At 61.6% G+C, this 18,306-nt stretch carries 18 protein-coding genes; 4 read left to right on the top strand and 14 right to left on the bottom strand.

Going from position 1 to position 18,306, the window contains the following annotated elements:
• Positions 1-101 precede the first annotated feature (101 nt).
• Positions 102-1,022, top strand: coding sequence for a S66 peptidase family protein (locus GIW79_RS20790; protein ID WP_034126908.1), 921 nt, complete (start codon positions 102-104; stop codon positions 1,020-1,022).
• Between the two features lie 115 nt (positions 1,023-1,137).
• Here the strand turns inward: GIW79_RS20790 and GIW79_RS20785 are convergent, their stop codons facing one another.
• The 5 genes from GIW79_RS20785 to leuS all read right to left on the bottom strand — a co-directional run bounded on the left by GIW79_RS20785 (position 1,138) and on the right by leuS (position 7,209).
• The gene (locus tag GIW79_RS20785; RefSeq protein ID WP_003194458.1) at positions 1,138-2,463 is read right to left on the bottom strand and encodes a lytic murein transglycosylase; all 1,326 of its coding nucleotides are present in this window, start codon (positions 2,461-2,463) and stop codon (positions 1,138-1,140) included.
• A 61-nt stretch (positions 2,464-2,524) separates the two neighbouring features.
• The gene (gene arfA, locus GIW79_RS20780) at positions 2,525-2,689 is read right to left on the bottom strand and encodes an alternative ribosome rescue factor ArfA (protein ID WP_003176285.1); all 165 of its coding nucleotides are present in this window, start codon (positions 2,687-2,689) and stop codon (positions 2,525-2,527) included.
• A 143-nt stretch (positions 2,690-2,832) separates the two neighbouring features.
• Positions 2,833-3,870, bottom strand: a complete 1,038-nt coding sequence (gene holA / locus GIW79_RS20775; protein ID WP_003194456.1) for a DNA polymerase III subunit delta — start codon at positions 3,868-3,870, stop codon at positions 2,833-2,835.
• A 39-nt stretch (positions 3,871-3,909) separates the two neighbouring features.
• Positions 3,910-4,515 (bottom strand): LPS-assembly lipoprotein LptE, encoded by a 606-nt coding sequence (locus tag GIW79_RS20770; protein ID WP_014720078.1) that lies wholly within the window; start codon positions 4,513-4,515, stop codon positions 3,910-3,912.
• An 87-nt stretch (positions 4,516-4,602) separates the two neighbouring features.
• Positions 4,603-7,209: a leucine--tRNA ligase gene (leuS, locus tag GIW79_RS20765; RefSeq protein ID WP_003194453.1), complete on the bottom strand. Its 2,607-nt coding sequence runs from the start codon at positions 7,207-7,209 to the stop codon at positions 4,603-4,605.
• Positions 7,210-7,470: 261 nt separating this feature from the next.
• Here leuS and GIW79_RS20760 point away from each other — a divergent pair, with 261 nt between their 5' ends.
• On the top strand, positions 7,471-7,776 hold the full coding sequence (locus tag GIW79_RS20760; protein ID WP_034126911.1) for a hypothetical protein: 306 nt from the start codon (positions 7,471-7,473) through the stop codon (positions 7,774-7,776).
• Between the two features lie 97 nt (positions 7,777-7,873).
• On the top strand, positions 7,874-8,635 hold the full coding sequence (locus GIW79_RS20755; protein ID WP_089042510.1) for a YdcF family protein: 762 nt from the start codon (positions 7,874-7,876) through the stop codon (positions 8,633-8,635).
• Positions 8,636-8,746: 111 nt separating this feature from the next.
• Here the strand turns inward: GIW79_RS20755 and lnt are convergent, their stop codons facing one another.
• From lnt to miaB, 5 genes are all read right to left on the bottom strand, one after another.
• The gene (gene lnt, locus GIW79_RS20750) at positions 8,747-10,270 is read right to left on the bottom strand and encodes an apolipoprotein N-acyltransferase (protein ID WP_034126913.1); all 1,524 of its coding nucleotides are present in this window, start codon (positions 10,268-10,270) and stop codon (positions 8,747-8,749) included.
• Between the two features lie 8 nt (positions 10,271-10,278).
• Positions 10,279-11,118, bottom strand: coding sequence for an HlyC/CorC family transporter (locus GIW79_RS20745; protein WP_003194444.1), 840 nt, complete (start codon positions 11,116-11,118; stop codon positions 10,279-10,281).
• Positions 11,119-11,160: 42 nt separating this feature from the next.
• Positions 11,161-11,619 (bottom strand): rRNA maturation RNase YbeY, encoded by a 459-nt coding sequence (gene ybeY / locus GIW79_RS20740; protein WP_003194442.1) that lies wholly within the window; start codon positions 11,617-11,619, stop codon positions 11,161-11,163.
• Positions 11,612-12,616 carry a PhoH family protein gene (locus GIW79_RS20735; protein WP_019818064.1) on the bottom strand — a complete coding sequence of 335 codons (1,005 nt, stop codon included), beginning with the start codon at positions 12,614-12,616 and terminating at the stop codon, positions 11,612-11,614. The genes ybeY and GIW79_RS20735 overlap by 8 nt, the downstream gene beginning before the upstream one ends.
• Before the next feature lie 230 nt (positions 12,617-12,846).
• Positions 12,847-14,175: a tRNA (N6-isopentenyl adenosine(37)-C2)-methylthiotransferase MiaB gene (miaB, locus tag GIW79_RS20730; RefSeq protein WP_014720071.1), complete on the bottom strand. Its 1,329-nt coding sequence runs from the start codon at positions 14,173-14,175 to the stop codon at positions 12,847-12,849.
• 131 nt (positions 14,176-14,306) lie between these two features.
• Between miaB and GIW79_RS20725 the strand changes: the two genes are divergently transcribed.
• Positions 14,307-14,633, top strand: coding sequence for a DUF1820 family protein (locus GIW79_RS20725; protein WP_003215457.1), 327 nt, complete (start codon positions 14,307-14,309; stop codon positions 14,631-14,633).
• A gap of 127 nt (positions 14,634-14,760) precedes the next feature.
• Here GIW79_RS20725 and GIW79_RS20720 read toward each other — a convergent pair whose 3' ends face one another.
• The 4 genes from GIW79_RS20720 to GIW79_RS20705 all read right to left on the bottom strand — a co-directional run bounded on the left by GIW79_RS20720 (position 14,761) and on the right by GIW79_RS20705 (position 18,294).
• Positions 14,761-15,315: a tetratricopeptide repeat protein gene (locus GIW79_RS20720; protein ID WP_034126914.1), complete on the bottom strand. Its 555-nt coding sequence runs from the start codon at positions 15,313-15,315 to the stop codon at positions 14,761-14,763.
• A 226-nt stretch (positions 15,316-15,541) separates the two neighbouring features.
• Positions 15,542-16,825, bottom strand: coding sequence for a glutamate-1-semialdehyde 2,1-aminomutase (gene hemL, locus GIW79_RS20715; protein WP_072448264.1), 1,284 nt, complete (start codon positions 16,823-16,825; stop codon positions 15,542-15,544).
• A gap of 11 nt (positions 16,826-16,836) precedes the next feature.
• Positions 16,837-17,466: a thiamine phosphate synthase gene (thiE, locus tag GIW79_RS20710; RefSeq protein ID WP_236454466.1), complete on the bottom strand. Its 630-nt coding sequence runs from the start codon at positions 17,464-17,466 to the stop codon at positions 16,837-16,839.
• A 30-nt stretch (positions 17,467-17,496) separates the two neighbouring features.
• A complete protein-coding gene (locus tag GIW79_RS20705) occupies positions 17,497-18,294 on the bottom strand; it encodes a hydroxymethylpyrimidine/phosphomethylpyrimidine kinase (protein ID WP_236454465.1) in 798 nt (265 codons plus the stop codon).
• Positions 18,295-18,306: the final 12 nt, after the last annotated feature.

Here is an 18,306-nt window from a genome sequence, read left to right as displayed (position 1 = left end):
TGCGATAGCATCACCTCGGTGTCACTGATACACCGAGGCGCTTGCATCGCAGGCAAGCCAGCTCCCACATTTCGTTCTGCGTCATATAGGGAGAACCATGGATGACCGCCGCCGTACCTGCACTGCGCCCCGAAGGCACCCTCGGCCTGATCGCCCCCGCCGGCCCCGCCGCGCTGGATGTTGAAAAAGCCCGGCAATGGATGCGTGCCCGTGGCTACGACCTGCACATTTTCCCTGGTGTGCACGAGCGCGACGGCTACCTGGCCGGTAGCGATGAAGTGCGCCTGCGCGATTTGCATGCCGCCTTCGCCAACCCCGACATCGATGCCATCCTCTGCCTGCGTGGCGGCTATGGCACGCCCCGTTTGCTCGATGCGCTGGACTTTGACCTGCTGCGCGCCAACCCCAAGCCGTTTGTGGGCTACAGCGATATCACCGCCTTGCACCTGGCCATCAACCGCTATGCGGGCTTTGTGACGTTCCATGGCCCGATGCTCAATGCCGACCTGCTCGGTGGCAAACAGCCGCCCACCGAATCCTCTTTGTTCAGCCTGCTGCGTGGCCAACGGGGCGCCGGCAGTGTGCTGCCGCACCCGATGGCCTACCCGCTGACCACAATCGAGCCAGGTGTGGCTTGTGGGCGTTTGCTGGGCGGTAACTTGTCGATGATCGCCGCGGTCATGGGCACGCCTTACGAAATAGACGCTGATGGCATCATCCTGTTTATCGAAGACGTCAACGAACCGCTCTATCGCATCGACCGCCTGCTGACCCACCTGCGCCTGGCTGGCAAGCTGGCTCAAGTCGCTGGCGTGTTGGTAGGGGATGTGGCCGGTGTGGATAGCGCGGCATTGGCGCGTCTGCTGAAGCAGACCTTTGAGCCGCTGTGCATTCCAGTGCTGGCAGGCTGGCGCAGTGGGCATTGCGACCCGAACCTGACATTGCCGATGGGCGCCTTGGTGCGCCTGGATGCGGGGGAGCAGCGGGTGGTGTTGGAGCAGGATGTAGTGTTCAAGGCCTGATCGTTCCCACGCTCTGCGTGGGAATTCCTCCAGTGACGCTCTGCGTCACCCTCTTCAGCCGCCGACGCGGAGCGTCCAAGGCAGCGCTCCCACGCAGAGCGTGGGAGCGATCACTTCAGCGGTTCTGCAGCGATTCCAGCAATTTCACCGTCGGATACCCATCCGCCGGCCAGCCCAGCGCCTGCTGTGCAGCCCGAATCGCCTTGCGCGTGTTGGCGCCAATAATCCCGTCGGCATTACCCGCGTCATAGCCTTTGGCGCTGAGCGCCGTCTGCAGGTCTATGCGTTGCGAACGGCTCAGTGGCAGCTCATCTTTTGGCCAACTGCCCCGAATCACACCGCCGCCGCCAAATCGCTCCGACAGCAAACCAACCGCCAGTGCATAGGACGACGAATTGTTGTACTTGAGGATCGCGCGGAAGTTATCCAGCACCAGGAACGCCGGGCCACGGTAGCCGGCCGGCAGCAGCAGGGCGGCGGACAGCTGGTCGACATTGGCCGGCAGGCTCACGCCAGGCGGCAATTGGATGCCCAGTTGCAGCCATTGCGCCACGGTCTTGCGCACGCCGCCATCGGCCAGGCTGTAGTCGAAGCCCGACGGCAGCGGCTGTACTTCAACGCCCCACGGCTGGCCTTTCTGCCACCCCGAGCTTTGCAGGTAATGCGCCGTGGAGGCGAGGGCGTCGGACGGGCTGTTCCAGATATCGCGGCGACCGTCACCGTCGAAGTCCACGGCATGGGTGTTGTAGGTGGTCGGGATGAACTGGGTCTGGCCCATCGCCCCGGCCCAGGAACCTTTCATCTGGTCGGCCTGAATATCGCCATGCTGGATGATCTGCAGCGCTGCCAGCAACTGCGCTTGCGCAAAGGCCGGACGACGTCCTTCATAGGCGAGGGTGGCCAAGGAGCGGATCACCGAGTTATTGCCCTGGAAAGCGCCGAAGTTACTCTCCATGCCCCACACCGAGACCAGCGCCTGGCGGTCGACGCCATAGCGTTGCTCGATGCTTTGCAGAATATCGGCGTACTTGACCAGCAGTGCCTGGCCATTGCGCACGCGCACCGGCGACAGTGCTCCGTCGAGGTATTCCCACACTGGGCGGGAAAATTCGGGTTGGCTGCGGTCGGCGCGAATCACCGCCATATCAGGTGTGACGCCGGCAAAAGCGTTATCGAACACGGCCGCAGTGATCCCGGCCTGCAGCGCTTGCGCACGGAAGCCAGCTTGCCATTCGGCAAAGGTCTGGGTCGGCTGGATATCGAGATTGTCCACCGCCAACGGGGCCACCACGGCAGGCGCGATAGCCGGGGCCGTCTGGAGCTTGGGCAGGGGTTGAGCGTCCGCAGCGGTAGGTTTTTCGGCGCAGGCGACGAGCAGAATGAGGCTGGAGGCAGCGATCAATTGGCGCAGGTGCCAATGACGAGAAAGACGAGAGGGCATGCACAGGTCCAGGGGTTACAAATCAGGTACAGACCTTATCATGCCAGAGGGGCGCTTGCCTTCAGGCAGCCAGAAAGTAAGAAGCCTCCCAGCTATTAGACTGGAAGGCTTCGCGGCGGTAGCTGCCTTTGCCCTTGCCGGCGCGTTCCTGACGGCTGCGGAACAGTGGCTGGGCGATGATGGATTTGGCTTTGTTGGGGCCATGCTTGGATGGCTTTTTGCTCATGATGGATTCTCTCGCTTGGGGGTGGAATGCAGCGGTGCAAATCATCTGCCGAAGTGGGCCGGCTGTAAAGCCCGTCGATAGGTGGGAAATGTCGCAAATAAGCAGTGGGCAGAGTCAATGTGGGAGCTGTTGTACAGAAGGGTTTATTCGGCAGGCAACGCCAGGCGCTGGCCGGCCATCAACAGCGACAGACGGCTCAGGCTCATCCATGGCGAGCCGGCCGCCTGGCCCTTGATCTGTGCATCGATGCGCTGCGCTTCCAGCAACAGTTGCGCCCAGCGTTGCGCCGAGTGCCGTTGCAGGGCTTTGCTCATCAGGGGTTTGCGCTTGTCCCACACCGGTGGCCGGGCCTGGCTGAAGCATTTGTCCAGCGGTGTGCCCTGGCTGTATTGCAGCGCAATGTTCGCCAACACGCGCAGCTCACGGGCCAGGGCCCAGAGAATCACCGGGGGTTCCACCCCTTCGCCGCGCAGGCCTTCAAGCATGCGCAGGGCGTGGGCGGGCTCGCCGTTGAGGATGGCGTCCACCAGGCCGAACACATCAAAGCGCGCGCTATCGGCCACTGCGCCTTGCACGGTTTCGACGGTGATCTGCCCGTCTTCGGCCATCAGCTTGAGCTTTTCGATCTCCTGGGCGGCGGCAAGCAGGTTGCCCTCGACCCGAGCGGCGATCAGCTCCACGGCATCCTGTGTCGCAGCGAGACCTGATTGAGACAGGCGCTGACGAATCCACTGCGGCAACTGGTTGCTGTCCACCGGCCAGATCTGGATGAACTGAGTCTGTGGACCTTCAACCAGAGCCTTGCCCCACTTGGTTTTCTGCGCGCTGCCGTCGAGCTTGGGCAGGCTGACCAGCAACACGGTGTCTTCGGCGGGGCGCGAGCAGTATTCCATCAACGCCGCCGCGCCTTTATCGCCCGGCTTGCCCGAGGGCAGGCGCAGTTCCAGCAGGCGTTTCTCGGCAAACAGCGACATGCTCGCGCCAGCTTGCAGCAGCGTGCCCCAGTCGAAACTGGCGTCGGCACTGAAGACCTGGCGTTCATCGAAGCCTTGTTGGCGTGCGGCGGTGCGAATAGCGTCGGCCGCTTCCTGGCACAGCAGCGGGTCATCACCGCTGACGATATAGACAGGCGCAAGGCCACCTTGCAGGTGCTTGGCGAGTTGGGCGGGGGCAAGTTTCATAGGCGGGGCGAACGGGGCGCCAGGGGCGCCCCGTCTGGCTTACTCGACAGGGACTTCAACAGGCGACTGTTTCGGTGTGTTGTCTTCATATTCCTGCGCGGCTTTCAGGGCGTCGGCGTCAGCCTTGGCTTTGTTGTCGGCCACTTGCTGCAGCTCAGCCAGTTTTTCCGGGGTGAGCATTTGCAGGCGAGTCATCATGCGCTGGATCAGCTCACGACGCATTTCCTTGCGCACCTGGATGGTCTCGGAGTCCGAACCCACCAGGTTGTTGCCATCGTGGCTCACCACTTTCTGCACCTGGATCTTGTCACCCATCAACGGCAACTGATCACGGCCTTGTATTTCGAACATCAGCGCTGTGTTCAACTCGACGTCGGACGCACGGCCAGCACTGGCGTAGCTGATATTGCGCTGGGTTTCTCGCTCATCCGTCAGGATCAGTTTGTAGGTTGCGCCGTTGTACACGTGCACACCGCTGTTTTCCAGGGTCTGGCGCAGCTGGGTGACGGTTTCGCCGTAGGCGTTGCGGGCGCTGACGTCGAGTTCCTTGAGCGACAGCTCATTGGTGCCGGTGCCGCGCAGCTGGAAGCCGCAAGCGCTCAACAGCACGGCAAGGCCCATAACCAGCAGATTGCGTTTGATCATTTTGTTGCTCCCCTTGAAACCAGGTGGGCCTTATCGGGCCCTAAAGGTTTAGTTCGGCGCGGGGCCAAGCCCCGCGCCCGATCCGATTTAGCTGGCGACGATATTGACCAGTTTGCCGGGCACCACGATCACCTTGCGGATGGTCAGGCCTTCGGTAAAGCGCAGCACGTTCTCATTGATACGTGCAGCTGCTTCAACCTCTTCACGGCTGGCGCTGGCCGGCATGTCGATCTGGCCACGCAGTTTACCGTTAACCTGGATGACCAGTTGCAGCGTGTCCTGTACCAGGGCGCTGTCATCCTGCACCGGCCAGGCGGCATCGATGACGGCACCGCTGTGGCCCAGACGGCTCCACAGTTCATGGCTGATGTGCGGCGTGATCGGCGCGAGCAACAGGGTAACTGTTTCCAGGCCTTCCTGGATCAGCGCACGATCTTGTTCGGTCGCCTGCGAGGCTTTTTCCAGCACGTTCATCAGCGTCATCACCTGGGCGATGGCGGTGTTGAATTTGTGGTTCTGCCCAACGTCCTGGCTGGCCTGGCGGATAGCCAGGTGGATGCTGCGGCGAACGGCTTTCTGCTCGTCGTTCAACGCGCCGATATCAAGCTTGCCCGGCAGGCCCTGGCTGACATGAGCGTGGGCCAGGCGCCAGACACGCTTGAGGAAACGATGCGAGCCTTCGACGCCCGAGTCGGACCATTCGGCGCTCATGTCAGGCGGCGAGGCGAACATCATGAACAGGCGGCAGGTGTCGGCGCCGAACTGATCGATCATCGACTGTGGGTCGACGCCGTTGTTCTTGGACTTGGCCATTTTCTCGGTGCCACCGATTTCCACCGGCAGGCCGTCGGCTTTCAACTTGGCGCTGATGACTTTGGCCTTGCTGTCACGCTCAAGCTCGACATCCGCCGGGTTGAACCAGGTGTAGGCGCCATTGGCTTCGCGGCGATAGTAAGTGTCGGCGATCACCATGCCCTGGGTCAGCAGGTTCTTGAACGGCTCATCGGAGCTCACCAGGCCTTCGTCACGCATCAGCTTGTGGAAGAAGCGCGCGTACAGCAGGTGGAGGATGGCGTGTTCGATGCCACCGATGTACTGATCCACTGGCAACCAATGGTCGGCTGCGGATTTCTCCACCAGGCCGCCTTCATAGTGCGGCGAGGCATAACGAGCGTAATACCACGAGGACTCGACGAAGGTGTCCATGGTGTCGGTTTCACGCTTGGCCGGCGCGCCGCATTTAGGGCAGCTGCACTCGTAGAACTCGGGCATGCGCGCCAACGGCGAGCCAGCACCATCCGGCACCACGTCTTCTGGCAGCACGACCGGCAGTTGGTCTTCCGGTACCGGCACGTCACCGCAGGTTTGGCAGTGGATGATCGGGATCGGGCAACCCCAGTAGCGCTGGCGGCTGATGCCCCAGTCACGCAGACGGAACTGGGTGCGCGAGGCACCGAGGTTTTTCTTGATCAGGGCCACTTCCATGGCGTCGAACGCGCCCTGGAAGTCCAGGCCGTCGAATTCGCCGGAGTTGATCAGCGTGCCGTGCTCGCCGTAGGCGTCTTGCCACGGAGCGGGGTTGGTATCACCCGAGCTGGTACGCACGACCGACTTGATAGGCAGGCTGTACTTGGTGGCGAATTCGAAATCGCGCTCGTCGTGGGCCGGCACGGCCATGACGGCGCCATCGCCGTAGTGCATCAATACGTAGTTGGCGACCCAAACCGGCAGTTTCTCGCCGGTCAACGGGTGCTCGACGAACAGGCCGGTCGGCAGGCCTTTTTTCTCCTGGGTGGCGACGTCGGCTTCGGCCACGCTGCCGCCTTTGCATTCAGCGATGAACGCCTGCAGCTCAGGGTTGTTCTGTGCGGCCTGGGTGGCCAGCGGGTGTTCGGCGGCCACGGCGACGTAGGTCGCGCCCATCAGGGTGTCGGGGCGGGTGGTGAACACCTTGAGTGCGCCGGCTTCGCCGATGGAGTCGACGTTGTACGGGAACTGCACTTCCATGCCCTTGGATTTGCCGATCCAGTTGCGCTGCATGGTCTTGACCTGTTCAGGCCAGCCCGGCAGATCGTCAAGGCTCGACAACAGTTCATCCGCGTAGGCGGTGATCTTGAAGTAGTACATCGGGATTTCGCGCTTTTCGATCAGCGCGCCGGAACGCCAGCCGCGACCGTCGATGACCTGTTCGTTGGCCAGTACGGTCTGGTCGATCGGGTCCCAGTTCACGGTGCCGCTTTTTTTGTAGATAACACCTTTTTCGAACAGGCGCGTGAACAGCCATTGTTCCCAGCGGTAGTAATCCGGCTTGCAGGTGGTGACCTCGCGGGACCAGTCCACCGCCAGGCCCAGGCTGCGCAACTGGGTCTTCATGTAGGCGATGTTTTCGTAGGTCCACTTGGCGGGCGCCACGTTGTTTTTCATCGCGGCGTTTTCTGCCGGCATGCCGAAGGCGTCCCAACCCATGGGTTGCAGCACGTTCTTGCCGAGCATGCGCTGGTAGCGCGAAATCACGTCGCCGATGGTGTAGTTGCGCACGTGCCCCATGTGTAGCTTGCCGCTGGGGTAAGGGAACATCGATAGGCAGTAGTAAGTCTCCTTGCCTGGCTGTTCACTGACTTCAAAGGACTTTTGCTCGTCCCAGAAGGTTTGGGCGGCATTTTCTATTTCACGGGGCTGATATTGTTCGTGCATGGCTACTTTTGAACTGGATAGGGGTGGCCTAATCCTCTTCGGTGCACTGTCCGGGTTGTTCGACACCAAGAAGCGGCGCGTCCGTGCCCAAACCCTGCGGGAAGTGGAGTTACAGGAAGCGCCGTAGCATACATGACCCCACTCTATCGAGGGAAACCCTGATTGCGCGCCAAGGGCCGTCTGTCGCGGCACCGGGCAGGCGCAGCAACGGGGGCTACGCTGTTTAGTGGGGAGCAAGTATTTCTTCAATGAGGTGAGGGGATGGTTGAATCGCAGCGAACTTTAACGAAACCGCAGTTGTATGAAGGATTGATCGACCGTTTGGGTCGGGCATTGGACGCCGCAAGAACCGCAGGCCGATTGCGTGATGAACGGCCTCTGGAGCTGGAGTTGCGAGGCTTGAGCCTGGCGGAGCTTGAATTGATCAAGAACTATCTGGCGTTGAATCACGACCGCGCCTCCCATGGGCAGGCTTCCCCGCCTGCTCATTCGGCCAAGGTCATCTGGCTCAAAGACCTGGCGACCGGCCGCGGGCCAGAGAACTTCCGCTCCGTGCGGTGCAAGTGAGCCCCGCGTTATCCGTTAGCGTTATCAAAATGTTGTCGGTAAGGATTGTTGCAAAACCCCGATGCATCTAGGCTTCGGGCATCTTTGGAGATGCCCGATGCCTTTTCGTTATTTCATTAAACAACTGTTGTTGCCGCCCGGTATTTTTCTGCTGTTGTTGGCGTGTGCCTGGTGGTTTCGCCGCAGCCGTCCGCGCCTGGCGGGCTTGTGCTTTGCCCTGGGGCTGGGCGGAATGTGGTTGATCAGCCTGCCAGTGATGGTGCAATGGGGCGCCCGTGCCCTGGAGACAGAGCCGCCTTTGGTCCGGGAAGACTGGGCCACCCTGGCCCAGCGTGCCGATGCGATTGTGGTGCTGGGCTCGGGGCGCGAGCGTGGAGATATTGCGTGGGGCAGCGACCAGCCCACCGGTATTGGCCTGGAACGTGAGCGTTTTGCCGCGCGGCTGGCCAAGGCATCCGGTTTGCCAGTGCTGACCAGCGGCGGCTTGCACTACGGCACGCCGCCCAGTGAGGCCGAGCTGATGGCCGTGTCGATGCAGGATGACTTCGGTGTCACCGTGCGCTGGAAAGAAGAGCGCAGCCGTACTACCTGGGAAAACGCCCAGATGAGCGCCGAGATTTTGTTGCCGCAAGGCATCAAGCGTGTAGTGGTAGTGACCCAGGCCTGGCACATGCCGCGTTCGGTGTGGAGTTTTGAAAAGGCCGGCTTCACCGTGGTGCCGGGGCCGGTGGGCTTTTTGGGTGTCGACCATGGCCGACCGCTGGGTGGCTGGATGCCGGAGGTCAAGGCGGTGTGGCAAAGCGGGCAGTTGATCAATGAAGCGGTGGGGCAGGTGGGGTATCGGTTGTTCTACCGGTAGGCGCAACACAGGAGGTCAAATGTAGGAGCTGGCTTGCCTGCGATGGCGGTGGGTCAGTGAGCACTCAGGGCACTGATACACCGCCATCGCAGGCAAGCCAGCTCCCACAGGTCAGACCGTTTTGGCCATCCGAGCAGCCAACAGCGCCCAGCCAAAGAGCAGCACACACACAATGATCAACGGCCACGAACGCCATTGCAGGTACGGCGTGAGGTTATGCATCGGCACCACCTCCCCATAGAGAATGCCGCGCTCGAACTGCGGGATCTGCGCGGTGATCTGCCCAAACGGGTTGATCAGCCCGGTCACGCCGTTGTTGGTGGCGCGGATCATCCAGCGGCCAGCCTCCAGCGCACGCATTTGCGCCATTTGCAGGTGCTGCAGCGGGCCGATGGAGCGGCCGAACCAGGTGTCGTTGCTGATAGTCAGCAGCAGGTCGCTCTGGGCCGACAGGCCGGCGGCGAATTCGGGGTACACCACTTCATAGCAAATGAACGGCGCAATCTGATAACCCTTGGCCTGCAGCATGGCCTGGTCAGAAGGGCCGCGGGCGAAGTCCGACATGGGCAGGTCGAAGAAGGCAATCAGCCCGCGCAGCATGTCCTGCAGCGGAACGTACTCGCCAAACGGCACCAGTTTTTGCTTGAGGTAGGTGCCGTCGCCTTCGCCGACCACGGTGATGCCGTTGAAGTAGCGCTTCTGGTGGTGCACTTCCTGGCGAATCGGTACCCCGGTGATCAGCGCACTGTCCCGGTCGGCGGCAAACTTGCCCATCATGCCCAGGTAGCCCTCCACGGACTCCTTGAGCACCGGCACGGCAGTTTCCGGCCAGACCAGCAGGTCGACGCGCTTGGAGCTCAGGCTCATGTCGCGGTACAGCGCCAACTGTGCATTGAGCTGGTCCGGGTCCCACTTCATGCTTTGCTCGACGTTGCCCTGAATCGCAGCCACGCTCAGGGGCGCACCAGACGGCGATGTCCAGGCGTGATGCTTGAGTGCCAGGCCAATCGCCCAGGGCGCAACCAGCAATAACAGGCCCGCGCCGATGAAGGCATTGCGCTTGCTGGCCAGCAGGCGCGGCAGGTTGCACAGCAATGCGGCAGTGAGCGCGAGGGCGAAGGAAATCAGCCACATCCCACCCAATGGCGCGAGGCCGGTCAACGGCCCATCGAGTTGACTGTAACCGGAGTACAACCACGGGAAGCCGGTAAGGAACCAGCCACGAAAGGCTTCCTGGCCGACCCACAACGCGGCGAACGTCAATGCATCCGCCAGTGGTGCTTCGTTACGGCGCAACCAGCGCGCCCATAGCCAGGCGGGCAGGGCAAAGAACCAGGCGATGGCGGCGGTGAACAGCAGCATCAGGAACCCCGCCAGCAGCACCGAAGCGCCGCCGAAGTGGTGGATGCTGTAGTAGATCCAACTGGTGCCGGCACCAAACAGGCCGAAGCCGAAACACCAGCCACGGCCCAGGGCCTGGCGGGGTGTCAGCTCCCGCAGGCCGATATAGAACAGGCCGACCGCTACCAGCGCCAACGGCCAGATATCGAACGGCGCCAGCGCCAGGGTTGTGATGGCGCCGGCCACCACGGCCAGCAAGTTACCGGGCCAGCCGGGTGAGGTGAGACGGCGCATGTCAGTCCTTAGCGGGCGATGGGTGTCAAACGGATCAGATGGATACGACGGCTATCAGCATTGAGGATGCGGAAGCGATAGGCGCCGATCTCGGTGGTTTCATTACGCTTGGGCAGGTGCCCGAACGCACTCATCACCAGGCCGCCGACGGTGTCGAACTCATCGTCCGAAAACTCGCTGTCGAAGAACTCGTTGAAGTTCTCGATGGGCGTCAGCGCCTTGATCAGGAAGTCACCGCTGGGCAGCGGCTTGATGTAGCTGTCTTCTTCGACGTCGTGCTCGTCTTCGATGTCGCCGACGATCTGCTCCAGCACGTCCTCGATGGTGACCAGGCCGGCCACGCCGCCGTATTCGTCAATCACAATGGCCATGTGATTGTGGTTGGCGCGGAACTCGCGCAGCAGCACATTCAGGCGCTTGGACTCCGGCACGAAGGTGGCCGGGCGCAGCAGGTCCTTGATGTTGAAGCTGTCGCCATTCTCCTTGAGGATCAACGGCAGCAGGTCCTTGGCGAGCAGGACACCCATGACGTCGTCATGGCTTTCACCGATCACCGGGTAGCGCGAATGCGCCGAGTCGATCACGGCCGGGAGGAATTCCCGTGGGGTCTGGGTCGCCTTGATGCTGATCATCTGCGAGCGCGGGACCATGATGTCACGTACTTGCAGATCAGCCACCTGGATGGCGCCCTCGACGATGGCCAGCGCTTCGCTGTCCAGCAACTTGTTCTGGTGTGCATCGCGCAGCAGCTCCAAGAGCTCCTGGCGGTTTTTCGGCTCGTGGGCAAAAGCCTGGGTCAGTTTACCCAGCCATGACTTCTGCCCGTTGCTCGATCGGTCTTCGCTCATAGCGATTACTCTAAATCCTTTGATGTGACAGTTGAGTGTTGATCAGCTTTCGTCGTCTGCATATGGGTCGCGGTGACCCAGTTCTGCAAGCAACGTTCGTTCCAGTGCTTCCATTTCCTCGGCTTCGTCATCGTCTATATGGTCGTAACCCAAGAGATGCAAGCAGCCGTGGATGACTAGATGGGCCCAATGGGCCTCAAGTTCCTTGCCTTGTTCCGCCGCTTCTCGCTCGACCACCGCGACGCAGATCACCAGGTCGCCCAACAGCGGGATATCCAGCAATTCGTCGGGCACGTCGGCGGGGAAGGACAGCACGTTGGTCGCGTAGTCTTTCTGGCGCCAGGTGTGGTTCAGCTCACGGCCTTCGGCCTCGTCCACCAGACGAATGGTCAGCTCCGAGTCAGCGGTGCGCTGGCGCAAAGCCAGTTCACACCATTGGCGGAACTGGGCTTCGCTGGGGGCGGGCGCGTCGGTGGCCAGCTGCAGGTCGAGCTCAAGCATCGTGGCGAGCGTCCTTGGCGGGCGCGTCGTCGCGGTGTTCGAAACGCTCATAGGCTTCGACAATGCGCTGCACCAGCGGGTGGCGCACCACGTCCTTGGGCATGAAGTGCGTGAAGCTGATACCCGGCACGTCCTTGAGCACCTCGATCACCTGGCCCAGGCCCGACTTGGTGCCCTTGGGCAGGTCGACCTGGGTGATGTCGCCCGTGATCACGGCAGTGGAGCCGAAACCGATACGGGTGAGGAACATCTTCATCTGCTCGACGGTGGTGTTCTGGCTTTCGTCGAGAATGATGAAGCTGTTGTTGAGCGTACGGCCACGCATGTAGGCCAGCGGGGCGATCTCGATCACCTGGCGCTCGATCAGCTTGGCCACGTATTCAAAACCGAGCATCTCGTACAGCGCGTCGTAGAGCGGGCGCAGGTACGGGTCGATCTTCTGGGCCAAGTCGCCGGGCAGGAAACCGAGCTTTTCGCCGGCCTCGACCGCTGGGCGCACCAGCAGGATGCGCCGCACTTGCTCGCGCTCCAGGGCGTCGACGGCGCAGGCCACCGCGAGGTAGGTCTTGCCGGTACCGGCCGGGCCGATGCCGAAGTTGATGTCGTTGCCCAGGATTTCCTTGACGTACTTCTGCTGATTCAAGCCGCGTGGGCGAATCATGCCTTTTTTGGTACGCAAGGCCACGCTGGCTTCGGCCACCGGGTTATTGGCCAGGTCTTCCACAGCCGACTCCTGCAGGTACAGGTGCACGGTCTCCGGCGACAGCTCGCTACCCTTGGTTTCGCGGTAGAGACGGCGCAGCAGGTTTTCTGCAGACGTGGTGTGTTGGGGTTCACCAATGAGCTCGAACTGATTGCCGCGGTTGCGGATCTCGATGCTCAGGCGTTGTTCGATCAGGCGCAGGTGCTCGTCGAACTGTCCGCACAGGTTGGCGAAACGGCGAGCCTCAAAAGGCTCGAGGATAAAACGATGGGGTTCTGCTATGGGTGCGTTCAAGGTTGCTTTTAGCCGCCCTTTGGCTGATGAGGTGAGAGAGAGAATAACGCCAGGCGCTGGTGTGCGAAAGCACTTAAATAGCCTGGCCCCACTCTCGATAACCCTGAAGAACCCCTGTGGGAGCTGGCTTGCCTGCGATAGCGGTGGGTCAGTTGGCACATTGGGCACTGATACATCGCTATCGCAGGCAAGCCAGCTCCCACATTTTGATCTTCATCCGGTCAGCGAGATCAGTTGATCAACGAGCCACGCAACGAGTGTGGCTGCGCCGCATCAATGTGCACATCGGCAAACTGGCCGATCAGCGTGGGATTGTCACAGCGGAAGTTGACGATTCGGTTGTTCTCGGTACGACCCTGCAATTCACCCGGGTCTTTCTTCGAATAATCGGTCACCAGAATGCGCTGGATCGAACCGACCATTTGTCGGCTGATTTCGAAGCCCTGCTGATTGAGGCGATGTTGCAGCGCGTTCAAACGCTCTTTTTTCAACGCCTCCGGGGTTTCATCCAGCAGGTCGGCAGCCGGAGTGCCTGGGCGCTGGCTGTAGACGAACGAGTAGGAGAAGTCGAAACCCACGTCTTCGATCAGCTTCATGGTCTGCTGGAAGTCTTTCTCGGTTTCGCCCGGGAAGCCGACGATAAAGTCCGAGCTGATGCAAATGCCTGGCACGGCGGCGCGAAGTTTGCGCAGTTTGGATTTGTATTCCAGTGCGGTGTGGTTGCGCTTCATCGCCGAGAGAATGCGGTCCGAACCCGATTGCACCGGCAAGTGCAGGTGCTTGACCAGCTCTGGTACTTCGGCGTGGGCCTGGATCAGGCTGTCGGAAAACTCCAGCGGGTGCGAGGTGGTGTAGCGGATGCGCTCGATGCCATCAACGGCGGCGACCACGCGGATCAATTCCGCCAGGTCGGCCAGGCGGCCGTCATCGGTCTGGCCACGGTAGCCGTTGACGTTCTGGCCCAGCAGGGTCACTTCGCGCACGCCGTTTTCAGCCAGGTGGATGATTTCCGACAGCACATCGTCAAACGGCCGGCTGACTTCTTCGCCACGGGTGTAAGGCACCACGCAGAAGGTGCAGTACTTGCTGCAGCCTTCCATCACCGACACATAGGCGCTCGGCCCATCGATGCGCGGTTCGGGCAGATGGTCGAATTTTTCGATTTCGGGGAACGACACGTCAACCTGCGGCAGCTTGGTGATACGTGCGGCGTCGATCATCTCTGGCAGACGGTGCAGGGTTTGCGGGCCGAACACCACATCGACATAGGGCGCGCGGTCGCGGATCGCAGCGCCTTCCTGGCTGGCCACGCACCCGCCGACGGCGATCACCATGTCCGGGTTGGCCAGTTTCAATTCGCGCCAGCGGCCCAGCTGCGAATACACACGGTCCTGGGCCCGCTCGCGGATCGAGCAGGTATTGAGCAAAATCACGTCGGCATCTTCGGCGCGGGCAGTGACTTCCAGGGCCTGGTGTTCGCCCAGCAAGTCGACCATGCGCGAGCTGTCGTACTCGTTCATCTGGCAACCGTGGGTTTCGATGTAAAGCTTCTTGGCCATGGGAATCGTCAACTGGTGGTAAAGAACCGCGCATTATAGGGGGGCATGCCCATTGGTTCCTAGCGCTGTGCATCGGGTGCCATGCTATAGTTCGCGCCCTCTTTTATATCCCCATGTGTTGTTCGCCCACCATGACCAAACGTGAAGCTCCAATCTATAAGGTGATTTTCCTCAACCAGGGCCAGGTGTTCGAAATGTACGCCAAGCAGATCTATCAAAGTGATCTGTGGGGCTTCCTGGAGGTGGAAGAGTTCGTCTTTGGCGAGCGCACCCAGTTGGTGGTCGATCCGGGCGAAGAAAAGCTCAAGGCCCAGTTCGAAGGGGTAGTGCGCAGCTTTGTGCCCATGCATTCGATTGTGCGCATCGATGAAGTCGAGCGCTTGGGGACGCCGAAGATCAGTGAAGCTCGGGGCATGAGCAATGTGATGCCGTTTCCGATGCCGATGCCTGAGAAGTAGGGCTTTAGACCGAGGGGGGGTCTATCGCAGGCAAGCCAGCTCCCACACTCGACCGCGTTTCAATGCTGGAATGCAGTCACTGTGGGAGCTGGCTTGCCTGCGATAGCGATGTAAGGTCTACAAAAAATCAGGGAAGGGGTGAGAACGGCGAACGCCCATCAGCACTCTGCAATTCCTGCAGGTAGTTGCGGAAAATCTGCCCTAGCACCTGGGTCGCCACTTCCAGTTCATCGCGCTGCATGTGCTCGGCGACTTCGTCGGCAGTGTCCAGTGCGTCTTCGGCGCCGTTGACCGCGGCCATTTTCAGCACGATGTACGCCTGGACGTTGTTGGCCGGCACGCCTTCGCCTTTGAAGAACATGTTGCCCAACTGGTATTGCGCCTGGGCGTGGCCCTGCAACGAGGCTTTCTCGAAGTAGCTCAACGCTTTGTTGAGGTCAACGGCCGGGTTCTTGCTGTCGTGGTAGTACTCGCCCAACTCGTATTGTGCTTGCGCATCCCCTTCCTCGGCCTGTTTCTGGCACGCGCTCAGGGCTTCGGCCTGGCTCTCTGGCTGGGTATTGAGGGTGCAACGACCCATCGCTGGGATTAACAACGAGTTGCCGCCGGCCTGGGCATGTGCCAGTAGCGGTTGAAGGAGCAACAGGCAGCCCAGAACCAGGGTGCGGCCGGTGCGTTTCATGGGAATCGACTTACCTCTGACGGGGCGCGCGGACCCTCGAGGGAGTCCAATAAGCGCGCATTATGAAATAAGCAGGCCTCTGCTTACAAAGTCTTTACTCGTTTTTCTGCTGCTTGGGCAAGTTATCTGCCGGATTGCAGGGCAATTCTCGAAAAAACCAGGAATTCTCTGTAAGCAAAGTAGAAAATCTGACGCTGCCAGGGGCAACGTCAGAGGTTGCCGTCACTTATTTCAGGGCCGCGAACGCGCGCTCGGCAGCATCCAGGGTCAATTTCAGTTCGGCTTCGCCATGGGCGATCGAAGTGAAGCCAGCTTCAAAGGCGCTCGGTGCCAGGTACACGCCGCCTTCGAGCATCAGGTGGAAGAAGCGCTTGAACAGCTCGGCATCGCTGCCCATCACGTCATCGAAGGTGACGATATCGTCGGCGCCGCTGAAGTACAGGCCGAACATGCCACCGGCCTGGGTGGTCACAAACGGGATGCCGGCGGCATCGGCGCGCTGTTGCAGGCCGTCGAGCAGGCGTGTGGTGTAGTCGGTCAGCTCGGCGTGGAAGCCCGGGCGGCTGATCAGGCGCAGGGTGGTCAGGCCGGCGGCCATTGCCAGCGGGTTACCCGACAAGGTGCCTGCCTGGTAGACCGGGCCGAGCGGGGCGATGTGTTGCATGATCTCGCGCTTGCCGCCGAAGCAGCCTACCGGCATGCCGCCGCCGATGATCTTGCCGAAGGTGCTCAGGTCTGGCGTGACGCCGTAGTAAGCCTGGGCGCCACCGAGGGCGACCCGGAAACCGGTCATCACTTCGTCAAAAATCAGCACCACGCCATGCTTGTCGCACTGCTCGCGCAGGCCCTCAAGAAAACCCGGGGCCGGTGGAACGCAGTTCATGTTGCCGGCGACTGGCTCGACGATGATGCAGGCAACGTCCTGGCCGACTTCGCTGAGCATCTGCTCGACGGCCGCGAGGTCGTTGAACGGCAAGGTCAGGGTGTGCTTGGCGAACGCCGCAGGTACACCAGCAGAATTGGGTACGCCTTGGGTCAGCGCGCCGGAGCCGGCTTTTACCAGCAGGCTGTCGGAGTGACCGTGGTAGCAGCCTTCGAACTTGATGATGTTGTCGCGGCCGGTGAAACCACGGGCCAGGCGGATCGCGCTCATGGTGGCTTCGGTGCCGGAGCTGACCATGCGCACCATTTCCATAGACGGCACGATCGAGCAGACCAGGTCGGCCATCTCGGTTTCCATCGCGGTCGGGGCGCCGTAGGACAAGCCGTGCTGCAGTTGCTGGCGCACCGCGTCCAGCACGTCCGGATGGCTGTGGCCGAGGATCATCGGGCCCCAGGAGCCGACATAGTCGACATAGCGCTTGTCGTCTTCATCGGTGACGTAGGCGCCTTCGGCATGCTTGAAGAACAACGGCGTGCCGCCCACGCTCTTGAACGCACGCACAGGGGAGTTCACACCGCCGGGGATGTGTTTCTGGGCGTTGGCAAACAGGGTTTCGGAACGGGACATGATCGGGCTCTCTAAACTGAAGATTTAAGAAGGTCGTTGAATGCACGGGCGCGGCGGGTGACTTCCTGGGTGCTGTCGGCACCGAACAGGCCATGGACCACGGCGAGCAGGTCGGCCCCGTGGGCCACCAGCGGCTCGGCGTTTTCCAGGGTGACGCCGCCGATTACGCAGATCGGCAGGTGCAGGCGCTTGCGGGCCTGGGCCAGCATGTCAACGGTGGCGGCGGGTGCGCCGGGTTTGGTCGTGGAATTGAAGAAGCGGCCGAAGGCGACGTAGCTGGCGCCTTCTTTGGCGGCCTGTTCGGCCAGTTCGATCTGGCTGTGGCAGGTGGCGCCGATGATCGCCTTGGCGTCGAGCAGTGCCCGGGCCGAGGTCAGCGGACCGTCAGTCTGGCCCAGATGTACGCCGACGCCCAGTCGCGCGGCCAGTTCGGCATCGTCGTTGATGATCAATTGAGTCTTGTAGCGCGAGCACAGTTCATAGAGCTTTTCGGCTTCACGCAGGCGCCGTGCCTCGTCGCTGCTTTTGTCGCGGTACTGCAACAGGGTGACGCCACCGTCCAGCGCCGCCTCGACGTAGGCGAGGAATTTGCCGGCCAACAGCTGGCTGTCGGTAATGGCGTAAAGGCCGCGTAGTTTCATCGGGCAAACCCCTTGCTGACGAGCGATAAGTTACGAGCAGAAATCCAGCGGCAATCGGCGCGGCACGAACTGGCCCTGGCCGAGTTGTTCGGCATCACGCAGGGTACGCCACGTGTAGTTGAGGGCCGATTGCACGGCGCTGGCCAAACCTTCACCCTGGGCAATGCGCCCGGCCAGCGCACTGGCCAAGGTGCAACCCGAGCCGTGATAACTGCCGGGCAAGCGCTGGCAGGTAAAGGTCTGGCGCGTGCCGTCGCGGCTGTACAGGCGATTGTGCACTTCGTGCTCATCGCCATGGCCGCCGGTGATGAGCAGGTGCTTGATGTACGGCAGCAGCTTGTCGGCGCAGTCGTCGGCGCTGCCGTCGGGCAGTTCCGCGAGGATGCGCGCTTCTGGCAGGTTGGGGGTGGCGATCAATGACAGGGGCAGCAGCCGCTCGCGCATCGCATAACCGACCTCGTCCTTGCCCAGGCTACCGCCGCCGCCGGCGCGCAGCACCGGGTCGCAGACCACCGGCAAATGCGGGTGCGCCTGCAGCAGCTCGACCACGGTGTCGACCATCGCAGTGGAGCCGAGCATGCCCAGCTTGACCGCCGCGACTTCAGAGTCGCCGAGCACGGCATTGGCCTGGGCCAGTACCCACTCACGGTCAAGCACGCGGAAATCACTGACATTGACGGTGTTCTGCACGGTCAGCGCGGTGACGGCCGGGGCCGCGTGGCAACCCTGGGCGAGCAGGGCTTCGATATCTGCCTGCAGGCCGGCGCCACCACTGGGATCGTGGCCGGAGAGACAGAGGACAACGGGGCGAGAACTGTAGATATTCATGGTGCGCGAGCT

The organism is Pseudomonas sp. PA-7-1E (assembly GCF_021605325.1).
Lineage (GTDB): Bacteria > Pseudomonadota > Gammaproteobacteria > Pseudomonadales > Pseudomonadaceae > Aquipseudomonas > Aquipseudomonas fluorescens_BV.
This window is presented reverse-complemented; position numbering and strand designations above follow the sequence as displayed.